This is a genomic window from Mycobacterium sp. NGS57 (assembly GCF_059812405.1).
Genome location: NZ_JCALCP010000009.1, coordinates 207,500 through 227,502, shown reverse-complemented (window position 1 = coordinate 227,502; position 20,003 = coordinate 207,500). Strand labels below are relative to the sequence as shown.

Sequence of the window (20,003 nt, the reverse complement as noted above, 5' to 3'; positions counted from 1 at the left end):
TTAACCGGGCCAGCTTACTCGTGCAGATGAACCTACTGGCCCGTCGCCTTCGCGATGATCTCCTTCGACACGTTCGCCGGCACTTCGGAGTACGAGTCGAACACCATGGAGTAGTTCGCCCGGCCTTGTGTCTTGGACCGCAGGTCGCCAACGTAGCCGAACATCTCCGACAGCGGCACGTGCGCCTTGACGACGCGCGCACCCGCCCGTTCTTCCATGGCCTGGATTTGGCCACGGCGGGAGTTCAGGTCGCCGATCACATCGCCCATGTAGTCCTCGGGCGTGGTGACCTCGACGGCCATGATCGGTTCCAGGATCACCGGCTGTGCTTGCGCCGCAGCCTTTTTCAGCACCTGCGAGCCGGCGATCTTGAACGCCATCTCCGACGAGTCCACCTCGTGGTACGCGCCGTCGAGCAGCGTGACCTTCAGGTTGACCAGCGGGTAGCCGGCCAGCACGCCGTACTGCATGGCGTCCTGGGCGCCGGCGTCCACCGACGGGATGTACTCACGGGGAACGCGGCCGCCGGTGACCTTGCTCTCGAACTCGTAGGTGGCGCCGTCCTCACTGACGAACGGCTCGAGCTTGATGAGCACCTTGGCGAACTGGCCCGAGCCGCCCGTCTGCTTCTTGTGGGTGTACTCGACGCTGTCCACCACCCGGCGGATGGTCTCCTTGTACGCCACCTGCGGCTTGCCGACGTTGGCCTCGACCTTGAACTCGCGGCGCATGCGGTCCACCAGGATGTCCAGGTGCAGCTCGCCCATGCCGCCGATCACGGTCTGGCCGGTCTCCTGGTCCAGGTGGACCTTGAACGTCGGGTCCTCCTCGGCCAGCTTCTGGATCGACAGGCTCAGCTTTTCCTGGTCGCTCTTGGTCTTCGGCTCGATGGCCACCTCGATCACCGGGTCGGGGAACGTCATCGACTCGAGCACGATCTGGTGGTTGGGGTCGCTCAGGGTGTCACCGGTGGTGGTGTCCTTGAGGCCGATCACGGCGTAGATGTGACCCGCCGACGCGGTCTCCACCGGGTTCTCCTTGTTGGAGTGCATCTGGAACAGCTTGCCCAGCCGCTCCTTTTTGCCCTTGGTGGCGTTGATGACCTGTGACCCGGAATCGACCTTGCCCGAGTACACACGCACATAGGTGAGCTTGCCGAAGAACGGGTGCGTGGCGACCTTGAACGCCAGCGCGGAGAACGGCTCGTCGGTCGAGGGCTTGCGGGAAACCTCCTCGTCCTCCTTGCCGGGGGCGTGGCCCACGGCAGGCGGCACGTCCAGCGGGGACGGCAGGTAGTCGATCACGGCGTCGAGCATGGGCTGCACGCCCTTGTTCTTGAACGCGCTGCCGCACAGCACCAGGTACGCCTCGGAGTTGATGGTGAGCTTGCGCAGCGCACCCTTGATCTCCTCGACCGACAGTTCCTCGCCGCCGAGGTACTTCTCCAGCAGCGCCTCGTCGGTCTCGGCGACCGCTTCGAGCAGCTTGGTGCGGTACTCGTCGGCCTGGTCTGCGAGCTCGGCCGGGATCTCGATGGTGTCGTAGGTTTCGCCCAGCTTGGTCTCGCCGCGCCACACCTTGGCGTTCATCTCGACCAGGTCGACGATGCCCTCGAAGTCGCCCTCGGAGCCGACGGGCAGCTGGATCGGGATGACGTTCGCGCCCAGCCGCTCCTCCATGGTCCGCACGGAGAAGTAGAAGTCGGCCCCGATCTTGTCCATCTTGTTGACGAAGCAGATGCGCGGGACGTCGTACTTGTCGGCCTGCCGCCAGACCTGCTCGGACTGCGGCTCGACACCCTCCTTGCCGTCGAAGACGGCGACGGCGCCATCGAGAACACGAAGCGAGCGCTCGACCTCCACGGTGAAGTCAACGTGACCCGGGGTGTCGATGATGTTGATCTGGTTGTCTTTCCAGAAGCACGTGGTTGCCGCGGAGGTGATGGTGATCCCCCGCTCCTGCTCCTGCTCCATCCAGTCCATGGTGGCGGCGCCGTCGTGGACCTCACCGATCTTGTAGCTGATACCGGTGTAGTAGAGGATGCGCTCGGTCGTCGTCGTCTTGCCGGCGTCGATGTGCGCCATGATGCCGATGTTGCGGACCTTCGTGAGGTCGGTCAGCACGTCCTTCTGTGCCACAGAAGTCTTCCCACTCTTTCGGTTGCTTGTGTCGCTGTCTTGTTCGCGCCCGGCCACTCTGCCAGTTGGCGCTGGGGGCGCCGCTACCAGCGGTAATGTGCAAAGGCGCGGTTTGCCTCGGCCATCTTGTGGGTGTCCTCGCGTCGCTTGACGGAGGCCCCGAGGCCGTTGCTGGCATCCAGGATCTCGTTTGCCAGCCGCTCGATCATGGTCTTCTCCCGGCGCTGCCGCGAGAAGCTGACCAGCCAGCGCAGCGCCAGCGTGGTGGACCGGTCCGGCCGCACCTCCACGGGCACCTGATAGGTGGCACCACCGACGCGGCGGCTGCGCACCTCCAGCGCGGGCTTGACGTTGTCGAGTGCTCGCTTGAGCGTGATCACCGGGTCGGTACCGGTCTTTTCCCGGGCGTTCTCGAGCGCCCCATAAACAATGCGCTCGGCGAGCGATTTCTTCCCTTTGAGCAGAACTTTGTTCACCAACTGGGTGACCAGCTGCGACCCGTAAACGGGGTCGTTGACCAGCGGACGCTTGGGTGCGGGCCCCTTGCGCGGCATCAGCTCTTCTCCTTCTTGGCGCCGTAACGGCTGCGAGCCTGCTTGCGGTTCTTGACACCCTGGGTGTCGAGCGAACCGCGGATGATCTTGTACCGGACACCCGGCAGGTCCTTCACCCGGCCACCGCGCACCAGCACCATCGAGTGCTCCTGCAGGTTGTGGCCCTCGCCGGGGATGTAGGCGGTGACCTCGACCTGGCTCGTCAGCTTCACGCGCGCGACCTTGCGAAGCGCCGAGTTCGGCTTCTTCGGGGTGGTGGTGTACACGCGGGTGCACACGCCACGGCGCTGCGGGCTGCCCTTCAGAGCCGCGGTCTTGACCTTCGCGATCTTGTCCCGACGGCCCTTGCGGACCAGCTGCTGGATGGTTGGCATCTACCGGCTTTCTGTTGGTTCGTGTTCTGGCTCAAGCTGTTCAAGTCTCTGTACTGCAGTTTTGCTCCACCGCAGGACGAGCTTCGTACCCCGCAGCCGGGCGTGTCGCAAGCGCTCGGCCCGGAAACTATCCGGTGCGTCGGGGACATGCGAATTAGCCCGGCATCCGCTCACTTACGTCAGGCGCCGTAAGCCGCCAGGCACGAGCTACCACAATACCCGGCGCCGGTCTGGCAGGTCAAAGCGGCGATAGGACGCCCCCGTCGGAGGCTATCGCGAGGCGGCTCCCTCGTGGGCGGTGCGCCGTTCCAGCCCCTCCAAACCGCGCGCCAGGCGCAACACCATGTCGGAGAAGAGCGCGTCGGTGTCGATGTCGTCCATCACGCCGGTCATCTCCAGCAGCACGAAGCCGTGCAGCGCGGACCAGAATTCCAGGGCGGCGTGAAAGGCCTCCTCGCCGTCGAGGCCGTAGGAGGACAGCACGGCGATGACCGGCGCGGCCGCGCCCCGGGTGGCGGCGGCGTACTCGGGATCGTCACCGCCCAGCGGCATCCGGGTGAACGCCGAGTACCGGCCGGGGTGGTGGTGGGCGTAGCTGCGGTAGGCGCCGGCCATGACGAGCACCGCGTCGTCACGGGCGCGACCCTCGCCGACCCTGTTGAGCATCGTGATGATGTCGTCGATGACGCGGATACGCACCGCGCGGCGCAGGTCCTCCAGGCTGTCGACGTGGTTGTACAGCGACGGCCCCTTGGTGCCCAGCTGCGTGGCCAGCGCGTTGATCGTCAGCGAGTCCCAGCCCTCCCGGTCGAGAAATGTCAGGGCTCCGTCGACGATGCCGTCGCGGCTGAGCTTGGCCGGGCGCGATGCCGACCTCCCGGCGCGCGGGCGCCCAGCCGCCGACGGCGATTCCAGAGCTGCCATGGCGATCGCCCTTCGATTGATACCGGGTCGGTTAACTAATGACTCTAGTTGACGGTCGTCCTCAAACCGCCGAGCCATGACGAGGTGTGGGGCGCGCGGCGAAATGCAAAATAGCCCTGCCATCCGGCGGGCAAATGCACGTAATCTCATTCCAGGCTCGTTCGAAGTGATCGACCCGTCTCTCGACCCGTGCAAAGGGGGCCCCCGCAGTGAACTGGACCGCCATCGCGGGGCCGCTGGTGACCTGCGCGATCGTCGCCGCCGCCGCCCCATCGCCGGTTGCACAGGCCAAGAACGGCGACACCCACATCAGCGGGGAGGGCGTCGAGCAGACCATCGACTGCAACGACGCCACGCTGTTCGTCAACGGGACGCGCAATGTCGTCAACGCCAAGGGCAATTGCTGGGCGGTGACGGTCATGGGGTCCAGCAACACCGTCGTGGCGGACTCGGTCACCCACGACATCACCGTGTACGGCTACGACCAGGCCGTGTTCTACCACGGCGGCGCGCCGGTCCTCTGGGATCGCGGGCGCGAGCTGGGCATGACCAACCGGCTCCAGCAGGTGCCGGGCTGAGGGAATCGAGGATCAATGGGTGACCACACCACCGACCGCTCGTCCAGGCTGGCCGCGCTCGCCCTCGTGCCGGGCGCCGCGGCGCTAGTGCTGGCGGGCTGCAGTTCGACGGCCAACCCGCCCGGCGGTTCCACCACGACGACGACGAAAAGCACGGCCACGACCACGAGCGGCGCGGCGTCGCCGACCAGCTCCAGCGGGGCGAGCACCACCGCGTCGGTGGAGATCGGGAACTCGCTGAACTACGGGTCGATGGGCACCACGACCACGCTCGACTGCGCCGACGGCAAGTCGCTTAACGTCGCCGGTTCGGACAACACGCTGACCGTCACCGGCACCTGCTCCTCGGTGAGCATCGGCGGCACCAACAACAAGATCACCATCGACAAGGTCGACACCCGCATCACCGTGCTGGGGCTCAACAACACCATCACCTACAAAGACGGTGCGCCCAAGGTCGACAATCTCGGCTCTAGCAACACGATCAACAAGGGCTGAGCCGCAGCGTCTTTCGCGCCCGCGACCGCCGGTTTAGTTTGCCGGCGTGCCGTGCCGGCCGGCACCCGCGGCGAACCGACCCGCCCCTTCGAGCGCCTCCGCGGCGACCCGGGAGATGCTGGCGAACTCGAAATCTACGGCATCGGATTCCGTTGTACCCCACTGGCTTAGCGCCGAGAGCCGATCCGATCGCAGGCACTGCTGCGGCAGCGCCGCGAGCTGGCCCGCCAGCTCTTCGGCCGCCGGCCTGGCCTGCCCCTTGGGCACGACGCGGTTGGCCAGGCCCATCGTCAGCGCCTCGTCGGCCTTGACCCCGCGGCCGGTCAGGATCATGTCCATGGCGCGGCTCTGCCCGATCAGGCGGGGCAGCCGCACGGTGCCACCGTCGATGAGCGGCACTCCCCAGCGCCGGCAGAACACCCCGAAGACGGCGTCCTCCTCGGCCACCCGCAGGTCGCACCAGATCGCCAGCTCCAGACCACCGGCGACGGCGTGGCCGCTGACCGCGGCGATCACCGGTTTGGACAGCACCATCCGCGTCGGTCCCATCGGGCCGGGACCGCTGCGGTGCACCGCGTTGGCATCCGGCGTGCCGAACGCCTTCAAATCGGCTCCGGCGCAGAAGGTTCCGTTGTCGCCCCACAGCACCGCCACCGACGCGGAGTCGTCGCGGTCGAATTCCTCGAACGCCGCATACAGCGCGGCGGCCGTCGGGCCGTTGACGGCGTTGCGTGCCTCCGGCCGGTCGAGGATCACCGTGGTCACAGGGCCGTTGCGTTCGATGCGCACCGGATCGCTCATCTCGCCTCCACTAGATCGCGCCGCTTGTCGAGTTCGGCGGCAAAGTCGTTATAGGCGGTGCGCAGGGGGTTGCCCGGCCAATCGTCGGGCAGCAGTTCGGCGGGCAGCACCGGATCGGTCAACAAGTGGCGCACGATCGCCGCGGCCGCCACGAACCGGCCGGGAATGCCTGCGGCCGTGTTTATCTCGTCGAGAAGCCGGTGGCCGGTCTGCGCCCAGCCGGGCAGGTCCCACAGCTCACCGGCGAGCTGGACGGGCGCGTCATCCTGCGCTGTCAGCATCCGCACCCGTGCCGCGACGTCCGGGTCCAGGTCCGGGTCGAGGTTGTCGGGCCGCATCCACACGCCTTCGCGAAGTTCGCCGAAGCGCTTGTCATGCATGGTCGCTCGCAGCGCCGCGCGGGTGCGGGCGTCGCCACCGACGCTGGTCACGATCAGCATGATCCAGTCCCCCCGCCACCGCCGGGTTCGGGGGCGCATGGCGTCGTCCTGCCGGCGCTGGCGGGCCAGCAATCGATCGGAGAGCCGGTATCCGTCGGCGGACCGGATCAGGTCGCCCGCGCCGACCATGCGGGTCAGCGCCACCCGCAGCGTCGCCTCCTTGATGCCGAAACCTGCTGTGAGTCCGATCAATTCGCTGGCGCTGGCGCACGCCGGGTGGGCGCCGAGCAGCACGCTGAGCACCACCGACCGGGCCGTCATGTCCGGCATGGGCTAGACCCCTGAGGTGGTGCGGCCGTGGTCGCCGAACGGCTCGTCGCGGTGGCGCACCGCCTCCCGGAAGCCGTGCTCGACCGCGTCGGCCACGAAGGCGTGCCCCTCGGGGGTGTGCCGGGCGACCCCGTCGAACACGGTGCTGACCATCCTGCTGGTGGCCACACCCTGTTGCAGCAGAGCCGAATTGAGCGCGAGCTTGACCATCACCAGCTGATTGATCGGTACCGCGGCGATCCGCGCGACGAGCCGCTCGGTGCGCTCGTCGAGATCTTCGGGGTCCGGCGCCTCGACCGCCAGCCCCCACTCGGCGGCCTGCGCGCCGGTGATGCAATCGCCGGTCAGCAGCAGCCGTTTGGCGCGTTGATCGCCGAGCCGGTGGGCCCACAGCCCCGCCGCCGGAACGCCCCACACCCGCGTCGGCGGGTAGCCGATCTTGGCGTCGGCGGCGGCGATCACCTGGTCGGCGTGCAGCGCGATGTCGGTGCCCCCGGCCACGCAGTAGCCGTGGATCTTGACCACCGTCGGCTTGTCGGCATGCATCAGGCTGGAGAACCCGCGCACGAACCGGCTCATCATCTGGTAGTCGAGCACCGGGTCCCACGGCTGGTTCGGCAGATGGTTGACCGCCTGGGTCTTGCCGTCCAGCACGGTGCCCTGGTAGGCGCCTTTAAGGCTCCCGTCGCCGGCCGAACCGGTGCGGTCGGCGTAGGCGGACAGGTCGAAGCCCGCGCAGAAGCCCGCGCCGCGCCCCGACACCAGGATGACGTGCACGTCGGGATCGAGGTCGGCGCGCTCGACGAGCGCCGAGAGCTCCAGCGGGGTATCCGCGACGATCGCGTTGCCCTTGTCCGGCCGGTTGAAGGTGATGCGGGCAACCCGGTCGGTGACCTCGTAGGTCATGGTTTTCAGGTTGTCGAAGTCGATCGGCCTGATCGCGTGGGTCATTGGCGGCTCAGCCCTTTACCAGGCAGCGCTCCAGGATGGGGGCCAGGTCCAGCCCGTCCGGCATGGTGCCGAACGCGCCGCCCCACCGGCCGTCGAGCCGGGTGGCCAGAAACGCCTCGGCGACGGCGGGATGGCCGTGGCGCACCAGCAGCGAGCCCTGCAGCGCCAGGCAGATGTCCTCGGCCACCTTGCGGGCGCGGTAGGCGATGCTGTCCAGGTCGGCCAGTTCCCGGCGCAGGCGCTCGACGTGGCCGCGCAGGCGCGGGTCCTGACCGGTGCTTTCGGCCACCTCCGCGAACAGCACCTCGACACACTGGGGCCGAGTCGCCATGGCGCGCAGCGTGTCCAGCGCGCTGACGTTGCCCGAGCCCTCCCAGATGCCCATCAGGGGTGCCTCGCGGAATATTCGCGGCATCCCGGAATCCTCGACATAGCCGTTGCCGCCCAGACATTCCAGAGCCTCGGCGGCGTGCGGGGTGGCGCGCTTGCACACCCAGTACTTGCTGGCGGCCAGGCCGATCCGGCGCAGCAGCGCTTCGGTTTCGTCGCCCCGCACCGCCTTGTCGGTGGCGCCGGCCATGCGCATCGCGACGATCGTGGCGGCCTCGGCCTCCACGGCCAGGTCGGCCAGCACGTTGCGCATCAGCGGCTGGTCGATCAGGTAGGCGCCGAACGCCTTTCGGTGCTGGGCGTGGTGGACGGCGCGGGTCAGGCCGGTGCGCATGCTGGTGGCGCTGCCCAGCGTGCAGTCCAGCCGGGTCAGGTTGACCATCTCGATGATGGTCGGGACGCCGCGGCCCTCCTCGCCCACCAGCCACGCGGTGGCGCCGTCGTACTCGACCTCGCTGGAGGCGTTGGCGTGGTTGCCGAGCTTGTCCTTGAGGCGCTGCAACAGCATTCGGTTGCGGGTGCCGTCGGGCAGCACGCGTGGCAGCAGGAAACACGACAGCCCGCCCGGGGCTTGGGCCAGCACCAGGAATATGTCGCACATCGGCGCCGAGGTGAACCACTTGTGTCCGGTCAGGCGGTAGGTGCCGTCCCCGTTGGGGGTCGCCTGGGTGGTGCCGGCGCGGACGTCGGAGCCGCCCTGCTTTTCCGTCATCGACATGCCCGCGGTGATCCCGGGCTTCGTGGTGGCCAGCTTGAGTTCGGGGTCGTACTCGCGACTGGTCAGCAGCGGCTCGTACACCGCCGCCAGGTCGGGGTTGTGGCGCAGCGCGGGCACGACGGCGTACGTCATCGAGACCGGGCAGGTGTGTCCGGGCTCGACGTTCCAGACCGACATCTTGGCCGCACGCACCACGTGCGCACCCGGCCGCCCGTCGGCCCATGGCGCGGCGTGGATGCCGTGGCCGATCGCCGCGCGCATCAGCTCGTGATAGGCGGGGTCGTACTCCACCTCGTCGACCCGCTGGCCGCACGGGTCGTGAGTGTGCAGGATGGGCCGGTTGCGGTCGGCGAGCTCGCCCCACCGGATGGCCTGGCTTGATCCCGCCAGCGCCCCGAACTCATTCAGCTCGTCCAGGCCCCACTGCCCGCCCTCGCGGATCAGGGCCTCGACGAGCACGGCGGACGTCGCGGGGTTGTGGTTCTCCAGGGGCGGGACCTGGTTGGTCACGGCATGGGTGTCTGGCATACCTCCCATGTTACAGATTTTCGACAATCGCACAAGAGATGTAATGATCAGCGGGGGTGCGCGGCGAAGAACTCCCACAGCTCCCGCGTCGCGAACTCCGGCCAGTCGTGGCCACCCTGGTCGATCGTGACGAGCACGACCCCGCGGTTGTCGGCGCATCCCGCGGTCGACGTGGCGATCGGGCCGTCGACGGTGGCGGACGGGGCGGCGCACTGATCGACGTTGCGCCAGAACGCGTTCACCTCGGGCACCGAGGGGCCGTTGATGACGCTGTAGCCTTGTCCGCCGCCGTAGGGCACCAACCGGTCCGCGGTGCCGTGAATGTGCATGACCGACATCGGATGCGGCGCGCGGCACCCGTTGAGCTGGGTGCCCGCGACCGGGCCGATCGCCACGAAGATTTCGGTGGTGCACGCCAGCGTGTAGGACATGATGCCGCCGTTGCTCATGCCGGTGGCGTAGACCCTGGCGGCGTCGATGCCGACGTTCTTGGCGATGTCGGCGACGGCGGCGCGGATGAAGCCGACGTCGTCGACGCCCTCGCGTCCCGACCGACCGCAGCAGGTTTGCCCGTCGACGTTCCACGCCTGGTTCAGGCCGTCGGGATAGGCGACGACGAACTTGGCGGTGTCGGCCAATCCGTCCCAGTGGTAATCCCTTTCGGCCTCCCTGGCGCTGCCCGAGACGCCGTGCATCATGACCACCAGCGGGGCCGAGGCCGGCACCCCGGCCGGCCTGTACAGCCGATAGCTGCGATCCAGGGCGCCGACTTTGATGTGGTGGAGGCTGGTGCCGGTGACGAATCCCGGTGGTGGGTCGGGCTGCCACGCCGCGCACCCTGCGATCAGCAGCAGGCCGACGAACGCGGCGGCCGTCGCGCGCATCGCCGGGGTACGCCTCAGCCGCTTGTCTTTTCGCGCAGGAACGCGATGTCGTCCTTGCGTCCCTCGTCGGCGGTCTCGCAGATGACGGGCGCGTCGGCGGCGGTGACCACCGCGGCGAGTAGCTCGGGGTCTATCTTGCCGGTGCCGAAGTTGGCGTGCCGGTCGGCACCCGAGCCCGCGGCGTCCCGCGAGTCGTTGCAGTGCACCAGGTCGATGCGGCCGGTCAGCGCCTTGATCCGGTCGACGGCGTCGATCAGCTCCTCACCGGCGGCCCAGGCGTGGCAGGTGTCCAGGCAGAACCCAATTCCCTTGTCGCCGATGTGATCCCACAGCCGGCCGATGGTGTCGAAGTGGCGGGCCATAGCGTGGTCGCCGCCCGCGGTGTTCTCCAGGTAGACCGACACGTCGGTTTCGAGGTAGTCCAGCGCCTTGACCCAGCGCTCGAAGCCGGCCTCCATGTCGTTGTCGTCGGCGTGGCCGCCGTGCACGATCACCGCCGTCGCGTTGATGGCCGCGGCCGCATCGCAGGTGTCCTGCAGGATCTTGCGCGACGGGATGCGGATGCGGTTGTTGGCCGAGGCCACGTTGATCAGATACGGCGCGTGCACGTACAGCGGAATGGGCGATGCCTTCAGCGCCTCGGCGTCGTCGCGGGGCTTGGGCTTCTTCCAGCTCTGCGGGTTGCCGAGGAAGAATTGCACCACGTCGGCGCCGTCGGCCTGCGCGGCGGCCAGGGGGTCGTCTTGGTGGACGTGCGAACCGATGAGCACGCTGGCCAGTGTAGTGAGGGGTCCCGTCGCGAGGCGAGTGTGCGGCTGGCCGCACACTCGACGTCGAACGTGCGGCTGGCCGCGCACTCGATGCAGAGAAAAAGCCCCGGGCAGAAGCCCGGGGCTTTTTCGCACCAATAATTCACCGGTAGTCGCTGTACCCGTAGTCGTCCAGCGGCACCGCGGCTCCGGTGGCCTGGCCGAAGTCCGGGCTGTAGTAGTGATCCTCGTAGGACGGGATCGTGTACGCCGCGGCGCGGGCCTCCTCGGTGGGCTGCACCTGGATGTTGCGGTAGCGGTTGATTCCGGTGCCGGCCGGGATCAGCTTTCCGATGATCACGTTCTCCTTCAGACCGTTGAGCTTGTCGCTGCGGCAATTGATCGCCGCATCGGTCAGCACTCGCGTGGTCTCCTGGAACGACGCCGCGGAAAGCCACGAGTCGGTGGCCAGGCTCGCCTTCGTGATGCCCATCAGCACCGGACGGCCCGCGGCAGGCTCGCCGCCCTCGGCCACCACCCGGCGGTTCTCCGCCTCGAACTCCGCGCGGTCGATCAGCGAGCCGGGCAGGAACTCCGTCGAGCCCGAGTCGATGATGGTGACCCGGCGCAGCATCTGGCGAACGATCACCTCGATGTGCTTGTCGTGAATCGACACACCCTGCGCCCGGTAGACCTCCTGGACCTCGCGGACCAGGTGGATCTGCACCTCGCGCGGGCCCTGCACGCGCAGCACCTCGTGCGGGTCGGCCGAGCCCTCCATCAACTGCTGGCCCACCTCGACGTGGTCGCCGTCGGAGAGCACGCCCTCGGAGCCGTCCTCGTGCTTGAACACCCGAAGCCGTTGGCGCTTGGAGAGCTTGTCGTACACGACCTCCTCGCCCCCGTCGTCGGGAACGATGGTGATCTTGTAGAACCGCTCGCCGTCCTCGAGACGGATCCGGCCGGTGACGTCGGCGATCGGCGCCTTGCCGCGCGGAACCCGCGCCTCGAACAGCTCCTGCACTCGGGGCAGACCGCCGGTGATGTCCTCACCGACACCACCCTGGTGGAAGGTCCGCATGGTCAGCTGCGTGCCCGGCTCACCGATGGACTGCGCGGCGACGATGCCGACGGCCTCGCCGATGTCGACCAGCTTGCCGGTGGCCATCGAGCGTCCGTAGCAGGTCGCGCAGACACCCGTGCCGGTGGCGCAGGTCAGCACCGAGCGCACCTTGACCGAGGTGATGCCCGCGGCCAGCAGCGCGTCGATCTCCGGGTCACCCAGGTCCTCGCCGCGTGCGACGACGACGTTGCCGGCCTCGTCGACCGCGTCGGTGCCCAAAGTCCGTGCGTACGCCGAGGTTTCGATGTACGGGTCACGGATCAGGGTGCCGTCGGGCTGACGCTCGGCCAACTCGACGACGATGCCGCGCTCGGTCTCGCAGTCGTGCTCGCGGACGATGACGTCCTGGCTCACGTCCACCAGACGACGGGTCAGGTACCCGGAGTCGGCGGTGCGCAACGCGGTGTCCGCCAAGCCCTTTCGCGCGCCGTGGGTGTTGATGAAGTACTCCAGCACGGTCAGGCCCTCGCGGAAGGACGACTTGACCGGACGCGGGATGAACTCACCCTTGGGGTTGGTCACCAGACCCTTCATGCCGGCCAGCGTTCGGGTCTGGGTGAAGTTACCCGTGGCACCCGAGTCGACGATGGTGATGATCGGGTTGTCGCTGGGGTAGTGCTCCCGCAGCGCCTGACCCACCTCGTCGGTGGCTTCCTTCCAGATCTCGACCAGCGCCTCGTTGCGCTCCTCGTGGTTCAAAGCGCCACGCTGGAACTGCTTTTCGACCTTGTCGGCCCGCTCCTCGTATTGGTCGAGGATCTCCTTCTTGCGCGGTGGCACCAACACGTCGGCCATCGAGACCGTCACGCCGCTGCGGGTCGCCCAGTAGAAGCCGGCGTCCTTGAGCTTGTCGACGGTCTGCGCGACGACGATCATCGGGTAGCGCTCGGCCAGGTCGTTGATGATCGCGGCCTGCACCTTCTTGTGCATCTGCTTGTTCACGAACGGGTAGCCCACCGGCAGCAGCTCGTTGAACATCACCCGGCCCAGCGTGGTCTCGGCCATCCACGCGTCGCCCGGCTGCCAGCCGTTGACGCCGAACAGCTCCGCCTCGATCTCGGCCGGCGGACGCAGCTGGGTCAGCCGCACCTTGATCTTGGCCCGCACCGACAGCAGGCCGCGGTCGGAGGCCATGATCGCCTCGGCCGGCGAGGAGTACACGCCGACCTCCGGGCTGTCCTTCGCCGCAGCGACGTATTCGCCCTTGTCGCCCTCGACCTCGGTGGTCAGGAAGTACAACCCGGTCACCATGTCGAGTCGCGGCATGGCCAGCGGGCGGCCGGACGCCGGCGACAGGATGTTGTTCGACGACAGCATCAGGATGCGGGCCTCGGCCTGCGCCTCCGCCGACAACGGCAGGTGCACGGCCATCTGGTCGCCGTCGAAGTCGGCGTTGAAGGCCTCACACACCAGTGGGTGCAGCTGAATCGCCTTGCCCTCCACCAGCATCGGTTCGAAGGCCTGGATGCCCAACCGGTGCAGGGTGGGCGCGCGGTTCAGCAGCACCGGGTGCTCGGCGATGACCTCTTCGAGCACGTCCCACACCTGGGGACGCTGGCGCTCGACCATGCGCTTGGCGCTCTTGATGTTCTGCGCGTGGTTGAGGTCGACCAGCCGCTTCATCACGAACGGCTTGAACAGCTCCAGCGCCATCAGCTTGGGCAGGCCGCACTGGTGCAGCTTGAGCTGCGGGCCGACCACGATGACGCTGCGGCCCGAGTAGTCGACGCGCTTTCCGAGCAGGTTCTGGCGGAACCGGCCCTGCTTGCCCTTGAGCAGATCGGAGAGCGACTTCAGCGGACGGTTGCCGGGCCCGGTGACGGGCCGGCCGCGACGACCGTTGTCGAACAGCGCGTCGACGGACTCCTGCAGCATCCGCTTCTCGTTGTTGACGATGATCTCGGGGGCGCCGAGGTCGATGAGCCTCTTCAGCCGGTTGTTGCGGTTGATCACCCGGCGGTACAGGTCGTTGAGGTCGGACGTGGCGAACCGGCCGCCGTCGAGCTGGACCATCGGGCGCAGCTCCGGCGGGATCACCGGCACCGCGTCGAGCACCATGCCCATCGGCGAGTTGCCCGACTGCTGGAAGGCGGCCACCACCTTGAGCCGCTTCAGCGCGCGAAGCTTCTTCTGCCCCTTGCCACTTCGGATGGTCTCACGCAACGAGTCGGCCTCGGCGTCGATGTCGAAGTTCTCGATCAGCTTCTGGATCGACTCCGCGCCCATGGCGCCGGTGAAGTACTCGCCGTAGCGGTCGACGAGCTCGCGGTAGAGGTTCTCGTCGACGATCAGCTGCTTGGGAGCCAGCTTGGTGAACGTGCTCCAGATGTCCTCCAGCCGGTCCAGCTCGCGCTGGGCCCGGTCGCGCAGTTGGCGCATCTCCCGCTCGCCGCCGTCGCGAACCTTGCGCCGCGCATCGGCTTTGGCTCCCTCGGCCTCCAGCTCGGCCAGGTCGGCCTCGAGCTTCTGGGCGCGGGCCTCCAGCTCGGCGTCGCGCTGGTCCTCGACGGCCTTGCGCTCGACCACCATCTCGGCCTCGAGCGTGGACAGCTCGTTGTGCCGCATCTCGCCGTCGACGGACGTGATCACGTACGCCGCGAAATAGATGATCTTCTCGAGGTCCTTGGGCGCCAGGTCGAGCAGGTAGCCCAGCCGTGACGGCACGCCCTTGAAGTACCAGATGTGCGTGACCGGCGCGGCCAGCTCGATGTGGCCCATCCGCTCACGGCGCACCTTGGCGCGGGTCACCTCGACGCCACAGCGCTCACAGATGATGCCCTTGAAGCGCACCCGCTTGTACTTGCCGCAGTAGCACTCCCAGTCGCGAGTCGGTCCGAAGATCTTCTCGCAGAACAGGCCGTCCTTCTCGGGCTTGAGCGTGCGGTAGTTGATGGTCTCCGGCTTCTTGACCTCGCCGTAGGACCATTGCCGGATGTCCTCAGCAGTCGCCAGGCCGATCCGGAGTTCATCGAAGAAGTTGACGTCGAGCACGTAACTCCCTTTCCCCTTGCGGGATTAGTGACTGATAACTAAGCGAGGTCTTCCACCGACGCGGATTCGTTGCGGGACAAGTTGATTCCCAGGTTGGCCGCGGCCCGCTCCAGGTCCTCGTCCTCGCCCTCGCGCAGCTCGATGGCCGCGCCGTCGGACGACAGCACCTCGACGTTGAGGCACAGCGACTGCAGCTCCTTGAGCAGCACCTTGAACGACTCGGGGATGCCCGGCTCGGGGATGTTCTCGCCCTTGACGATCGCCTCGTACACCTTGACCCGGCCGACGGTGTCGTCGGACTTGATGGTCAACAGTTCCTGCAGCGTGTACGCCGCGCCGTAGGCCTGCATGGCCCAGCACTCCATCTCACCGAACCGCTGGCCACCGAACTGCGCCTTACCGCCCAGCGGCTGCTGGGTGATCATCGAGTACGGACCGGTCGAGCGGGCGTGGATCTTGTCGTCCACCAGGTGGTGCAGCTTCATGATGTACATGAAGCCGACGGTCACCGGATACGGGAACGGCTCGCCGCTGCGGCCGTCGAACAGCACCGCCTTGCCGTCGCCGTTCACCAGCACCTCGCCGTCGCGGTTGGGCAGCGTGGCCGACAGCAGGCCCTGCAGCTCGGCCTCCTGGGCACCGTCGAACACGGGCGTCGAGACGATGGCGTTCGGCTCGGCGTGCAGCAGCGACTCGGGCAGGTTGCCCGCCCAGTCCGGAACGCCCTTGCCGGTGTCGACCTTCCAGCCGCTGTGCGCGCACCAGCCGAGGTGGGTTTCCAGGATCTGGCCGATGTTCATCCGTCGCGGCACCCCGTGGGTGTTCAGGATGATGTCCACCGGGGTGCCATCCGGCAGGAACGGCATGTCCTCGACCGGCAGGATCTTGCCGATCACGCCCTTGTTGCCGTGCCGGCCGGCCAGCTTGTCGCCGTCGGAGATCTTGCGCTTCTGGGCCACGTAGACGCGGACCAGCTCGTTGACCCCGGCAGGCAGCTCGTCGTCGTCCTCGCGGGAGAACACCCGGATGCCGATGACCTTGCCGGACTCGCCGTGCGGCACCTTCAGCGAGGTGTCGCGGACCTCGCGGGCCTTCTCGCCGAAGATCGCCCGCAGCAGCCGCTCCTCGGGCGTCAGCTCGGTCTCCCCCTTCGGGGTGACCTTGCCGACCAGGATGTCGCCGTCGCGAACCTCGGCCCCGATCCGCACGATGCCGCGCTCGTCGAGGTCGGCCAGCACCTCGTCGGAGACGTTCGGGATGTCCCGGGTGATCTCCTCGGCGCCCAGCTTGGTGTCGCGGGCGTCGATCTCGTGCTCCTCGATGTGGATCGAGGTGAGCACGTCCTCTTCGACCAGGCGGTTGGAGAGGATGATCGCGTCCTCGTAGTTGTGGCCCTCCCACGGCATGATCGCCACGAGCAGGTTCTTGCCCAGCGCCATCTCACCGTTTTGGGTGCACGGACCGTCGGCGATGACCTGGCCGGCCTCGACGCGGTCGCCCGCGTCGACGATCGGCGACTGGTTGGCGCAGGTGCCGTGGTTGGAGCGGGCGAACTTGCGCATCCGGTAGGTGTGCCGGGTGCCGTCGTCGGCCATCACGGTGATGTAGTCGGCGGAGACCTCCTCGATCACCCCGGACTTGTCGGCCACGACAACGTCGCCGGCGTCGATCGCCGCGCGCAACTCCATGCCGGTGCCCACCAGCGGCGCCTCGCTGCGCACCAGCGGAACCGCCTGGCGCTGCATGTTGGCGCCCATCAGGGCCCGGTTGGCGTCGTCGTGCTCGAGGAACGGAATCATGGCCGTGGCCACCGACACCATCTGGCGCGGCGACACGTCCATGTAGTCCACCTCGGACGACGGCACGTACTCGACCTCGCCCGCCTTACGACGAACCAGAACACGTCCCTCGACGAACCGGCCGTCCGCATCGATCGGCGAGTTGGCCTGCGCCACCACGTGGCGGTCCTCCTCGTCGGCGGTCAGGTAGACGATCTCGTCGGTGACGACCCCGTCCACGACCTTCCGATAGGGCGTCTCGATGAACCCGAACGGGTTGACCCGCGCGTACACCGACAGCGAACCGATCAGGCCGATGTTCGGGCCCTCCGGGGTCTCGATCGGGCACATGCGGCCGTAGTGACTCGGGTGCACGTCCCGGACCTCCAGCCCGGCGCGCTCCCGCGACAGACCACCGGGGCCCAGTGCCGACAGGCGGCGCTTGTGGGTCAGCCCCGACAGCGGGTTGTTCTGGTCCATGAACTGGGAGAGCTGGCTGGTGCCGAAGAACTCCTTGATCGCGGCGACCACCGGCCGGATGTTGATCAGCGTCTGCGGCGTGATGGCCTCGACGTCCTGGGTGGTCATCCGCTCGCGGACGACGCGCTCCATCCGGGACATGCCGACGCGGATCTGGTTCTGGATCAGCTCACCGACGGTGCGCAGCCGGCGGTTGCCGAAGTGGTCGATGTCGTCGGTCTCCACCGGCACCTCGACGCCGCCCGGCACCGTCATAACCGGGGGTTGGCCATCCTGAGAGACGTGATGCAGGCGCACCAGGTACTCGATTGTGGCGACGACGTCCTCTTCGGTCAGCGTGGTCGCCGTGATCGGGTGCTCGGTGTTGAGGCCGAGCTTCTTGTTGACCTTGTACCGGCCCACCCGGGCCAGGTCGTAACGCTTCTCCTTGAAGAACAGGTTCTCCAGCAGGGTCTGCGCGGACTCCTTGGTGGGCGGTTCACCCGGGCGCAGCTTGCGGTAGATGTCCAGCAGCGCCTCGTCGGTGCCGGCGGTGTTGTCCTTCTCCAGCGTCGACATCATGATCTCGGAGAAACCGAACCGCTCGGTGATGCGCTCATTGGACCAGCCGAGCGCCTTGAGCAGCACGGTGACCGGCTGGCGCCGCTTGCGGTCGATGCGGACGCCGACGGTGTCGCGCTTGTCGACGTCGAACTCCAGCCAGGCGCCGCGGCTCGGGATCACCTTGACGCTGTGCAACAGCTTCTCGGTCGACTTGTCGATCGACTCGTCGAAATACACGCCGGGCGAGCGGACCAGCTGGCTGACCACCACACGCTCGGTGCCGTTGATGATGAAGGTGCCCTTCTCGGTCATCATCGGGAAGTCACCCATGAACACCGTCTGGCTCTTGATCTCGCCGGTGTTGTTGTTGATGAACTCGGCCGTGACGAACAGCGGGGCCGCGTACGTCATGTCCTTGTCTTTGCACTCGTCGACCGGCGCCTTGACCTCGTCAAAGCGGGGGTCGGAGAACGACAGCGACATCGAGCCGGAGAAGTCCTCGATCGGCGAGAGCTCGTCGAGCACCTCTTCCAGGCCGCCCTTGGGCTCCGCGTCTCCGCGCTTGGCCGCCGACTCGCGCCAGCGCGGCGAGCCGATCAGCCACTCGAACGAGTCGGTCTGCACGTCAAGAAGCCCCGGAACCTCAAGCGGTTCGCGGAGCTTGGCGAAGGAAACTCGGTTGGGCGCTCCGGGCACGGAGTTGTAGGAGGAAGTTTGGGGGGTTTTCTTGCTCTGGCGGGAACCTGCCAAGATGCGTCCTTCCAGCACCGCGTGCGACTCACGGGAACCGGGAACACCGGCCAATTCGCCGCATCAACTTTGTCGGTTAGGCCGGCGAACGATCTGACCAGATCTCACGCGCGCAACTAAGTAGCTAAGCCGCAGAGGGGGCTCAGGCTAAGACCACGGTGTCTTTAGCGGCCAAGTGGCGAGTGTGAGGTGGGCAGGAAGTAGCCAGCGCAACGTCCAACAATAGCGCAGGACCGCGCATTCCTCAACTACCCACGACAATCAGCCAAGGGACATCGGCGCTGGCTGGCGATCTCGACTCTCCCCTGGACACATGCTGCCCAACAGACTGACCCGTTTAGCCCCTTCCGTCAAGGGTCGGGACGGCAAGTTGCGCGGAGTTAACGCAAAATTGTCGGGTCATGGATAGGGCTCCGGGGCTGGCGCGCTACTCGCCGCCGAACTCGTTCGACCGGAACTTGTGGGTGCCCTCGAGGTCGTCGAGGATCGCCGCCTGAGCGTTCTTGGGCAGCGTGTGCAGGATCTCGCGAACCCGGGCCTGGCGCCGCGCGACGGCCTTGCGCTCCGGCATGCCCGGCGTCGCCGTGATCTGCGGCGGCACCCCCTCGATCTCCTCGACACCGCCGGCGTGGTGACCCGCGTCGAGCAGCGCCTGCTCTTCGGCCATGGTCGCCTCGTCCTTCTCCTCGGACATGCCGATCGGGCCGATGCGGCGGCCGTTGAGGAATTGGCGCACCACTGGCTCGTCGCTGGTCAGCAGCACCTCGCGGGGGCCGAACATGACCAGCTTGCGCCGGAACAACATGCCCATGTTGTCGGGCACGGTGCGGGCGATGTTGATGTTGTGCGTCACGATCAGGACGGTCGCGTCGATCTGCGCGTTGATGTCGAGGATCAGCTGGCTCAGGTAGGCCGTGCGGACCGGGTCCAGACCCGAGTCCGGCTCGTCGCAGAGGATGATCTGCGGGTCCATCACCAGCGCCCGGGCCAGGCTGGCGCGCTTGCGCATACCGCCGGAGATCTCGCCGGGGAACTTCTTCTCGTCGCCGCCGAGACCGACGAGGGTCAGCTTCTCCATGACGATGTCACGGATCTCGCTTTCCTTCTTCTTGGTGTGCTCGCGCAGCGGGAACGCGGCGTTGTCGAAGAGGTTCATCGAACCGAACAGCGCGCCGTCCTGGAACATGACACCGAACAACGTGCGGATCTCGTAGAGCTCTTTGGCCGAGCACTCGAGGATGTCCGTGCCGTCGATCATGATCGAACCGCGCTCCGGGCGCAGCAGACCGATGAGGGACTTCAGGAACACCGATTTGCCGGTACCCGACGGCCCCAGCAAGACGCTGACCTCCCCGGCGGGGACATCCAACGTCACGTCTTCCCAAATCCTCGAGGGACCGAAGGACTTGGTCAGTCCCCTCACCTCGATAGCGACGCCCATGGGGAATCCTTCCGTCGACGCTCGTGCCCGCCACCTGCCCTTTTCTGTGGCATGAGTCACTGTAGCGCACGGCGCCTCCCCCGCATCAGGCTTGCCTGGG

The 20,003-nt window shown here is 67.3% G+C and carries 15 protein-coding genes; 2 read left to right on the top strand and 13 right to left on the bottom strand.

Translation table 11 applies throughout. The annotated features are described in order from the left end of the window. Positions 1–32: 32 nt before the first annotated feature. From fusA to AC5Y43_RS18695, 4 genes are all read right to left on the bottom strand, one after another. Positions 33–2,138, bottom strand: coding sequence for an elongation factor G (fusA, locus tag AC5Y43_RS18710; protein ID WP_499974853.1), 2,106 nt, complete (start codon positions 2,136–2,138; stop codon positions 33–35). A gap of 83 nt (positions 2,139–2,221) precedes the next feature. Continuing rightward, positions 2,222–2,692, bottom strand: coding sequence for a 30S ribosomal protein S7 (rpsG, locus tag AC5Y43_RS18705; RefSeq protein ID WP_066907284.1), 471 nt, complete (start codon positions 2,690–2,692; stop codon positions 2,222–2,224). Continuing rightward, positions 2,692–3,066 carry a 30S ribosomal protein S12 gene (gene rpsL, locus AC5Y43_RS18700; RefSeq protein WP_007167812.1) on the bottom strand — a complete coding sequence of 125 codons (375 nt, stop codon included), beginning with the start codon at positions 3,064–3,066 and terminating at the stop codon, positions 2,692–2,694. Before rpsL ends, rpsG begins: the two co-directional genes overlap by 1 nt. Before the next feature lie 270 nt (positions 3,067–3,336). Next, complete coding sequence (locus AC5Y43_RS18695) at positions 3,337–3,990, bottom strand: TetR/AcrR family transcriptional regulator (protein ID WP_499974852.1); 654 nt, start codon at positions 3,988–3,990, stop codon at positions 3,337–3,339. Between the two features lie 209 nt (positions 3,991–4,199). Here AC5Y43_RS18695 and AC5Y43_RS18690 point away from each other — a divergent pair, with 209 nt between their 5' ends. Both AC5Y43_RS18690 and AC5Y43_RS18685 read left to right on the top strand, forming a co-directional pair. Next, on the top strand, positions 4,200–4,568 hold the full coding sequence (locus tag AC5Y43_RS18690; protein ID WP_499974851.1) for a DUF3060 domain-containing protein: 369 nt from the start codon (positions 4,200–4,202) through the stop codon (positions 4,566–4,568). 15 nt (positions 4,569–4,583) lie between these two features. Further along, positions 4,584–5,066 (top strand): DUF3060 domain-containing protein, encoded by a 483-nt coding sequence (locus AC5Y43_RS18685; RefSeq protein ID WP_499974849.1) that lies wholly within the window; start codon positions 4,584–4,586, stop codon positions 5,064–5,066. A gap of 33 nt (positions 5,067–5,099) precedes the next feature. Here AC5Y43_RS18685 and AC5Y43_RS18680 read toward each other — a convergent pair whose 3' ends face one another. The 9 genes from AC5Y43_RS18680 to AC5Y43_RS18640 all read right to left on the bottom strand — a co-directional run bounded on the left by AC5Y43_RS18680 (position 5,100) and on the right by AC5Y43_RS18640 (position 19,903). Beyond that, entirely contained in the window at positions 5,100–5,867 is a 768-nt protein-coding gene (locus AC5Y43_RS18680) for a crotonase/enoyl-CoA hydratase family protein (RefSeq protein ID WP_499974848.1), read from the bottom strand. Next, positions 5,864–6,577: a PaaX family transcriptional regulator C-terminal domain-containing protein gene (locus AC5Y43_RS18675; RefSeq protein WP_499974847.1), complete on the bottom strand. Its 714-nt coding sequence runs from the start codon at positions 6,575–6,577 to the stop codon at positions 5,864–5,866. The genes AC5Y43_RS18680 and AC5Y43_RS18675 overlap by 4 nt, the downstream gene beginning before the upstream one ends. Positions 6,578–6,580: 3 nt before the next feature. After that, on the bottom strand, positions 6,581–7,528 hold the full coding sequence (locus tag AC5Y43_RS18670; RefSeq protein WP_499974846.1) for a crotonase/enoyl-CoA hydratase family protein: 948 nt from the start codon (positions 7,526–7,528) through the stop codon (positions 6,581–6,583). A 7-nt stretch (positions 7,529–7,535) separates the two neighbouring features. Next, positions 7,536–9,164 carry an acyl-CoA dehydrogenase family protein gene (locus AC5Y43_RS18665; protein ID WP_499974844.1) on the bottom strand — a complete coding sequence of 543 codons (1,629 nt, stop codon included), beginning with the start codon at positions 9,162–9,164 and terminating at the stop codon, positions 7,536–7,538. Positions 9,165–9,211: 47 nt separating this feature from the next. After that, positions 9,212–10,048 carry a CE1 family esterase gene (locus tag AC5Y43_RS18660; protein ID WP_499974843.1) on the bottom strand — a complete coding sequence of 279 codons (837 nt, stop codon included), beginning with the start codon at positions 10,046–10,048 and terminating at the stop codon, positions 9,212–9,214. A 14-nt stretch (positions 10,049–10,062) separates the two neighbouring features. Continuing rightward, on the bottom strand, positions 10,063–10,818 hold the full coding sequence (locus AC5Y43_RS18655; RefSeq protein WP_499974840.1) for a deoxyribonuclease IV: 756 nt from the start codon (positions 10,816–10,818) through the stop codon (positions 10,063–10,065). Positions 10,819–10,960: 142 nt separating this feature from the next. Further along, on the bottom strand, positions 10,961–14,911 hold the full coding sequence (locus AC5Y43_RS18650) for a DNA-directed RNA polymerase subunit beta' (RefSeq protein WP_499974839.1): 3,951 nt from the start codon (positions 14,909–14,911) through the stop codon (positions 10,961–10,963). Between the two features lie 38 nt (positions 14,912–14,949). Further along, positions 14,950–18,462 (bottom strand): DNA-directed RNA polymerase subunit beta, encoded by a 3,513-nt coding sequence (rpoB, locus tag AC5Y43_RS18645; protein WP_499974837.1) that lies wholly within the window; start codon positions 18,460–18,462, stop codon positions 14,950–14,952. Positions 18,463–18,889: 427 nt separating this feature from the next. Beyond that, the gene (locus tag AC5Y43_RS18640; RefSeq protein ID WP_499974835.1) at positions 18,890–19,903 is read right to left on the bottom strand and encodes an ABC transporter ATP-binding protein; all 1,014 of its coding nucleotides are present in this window, start codon (positions 19,901–19,903) and stop codon (positions 18,890–18,892) included. Positions 19,904–20,003: the final 100 nt, after the last annotated feature.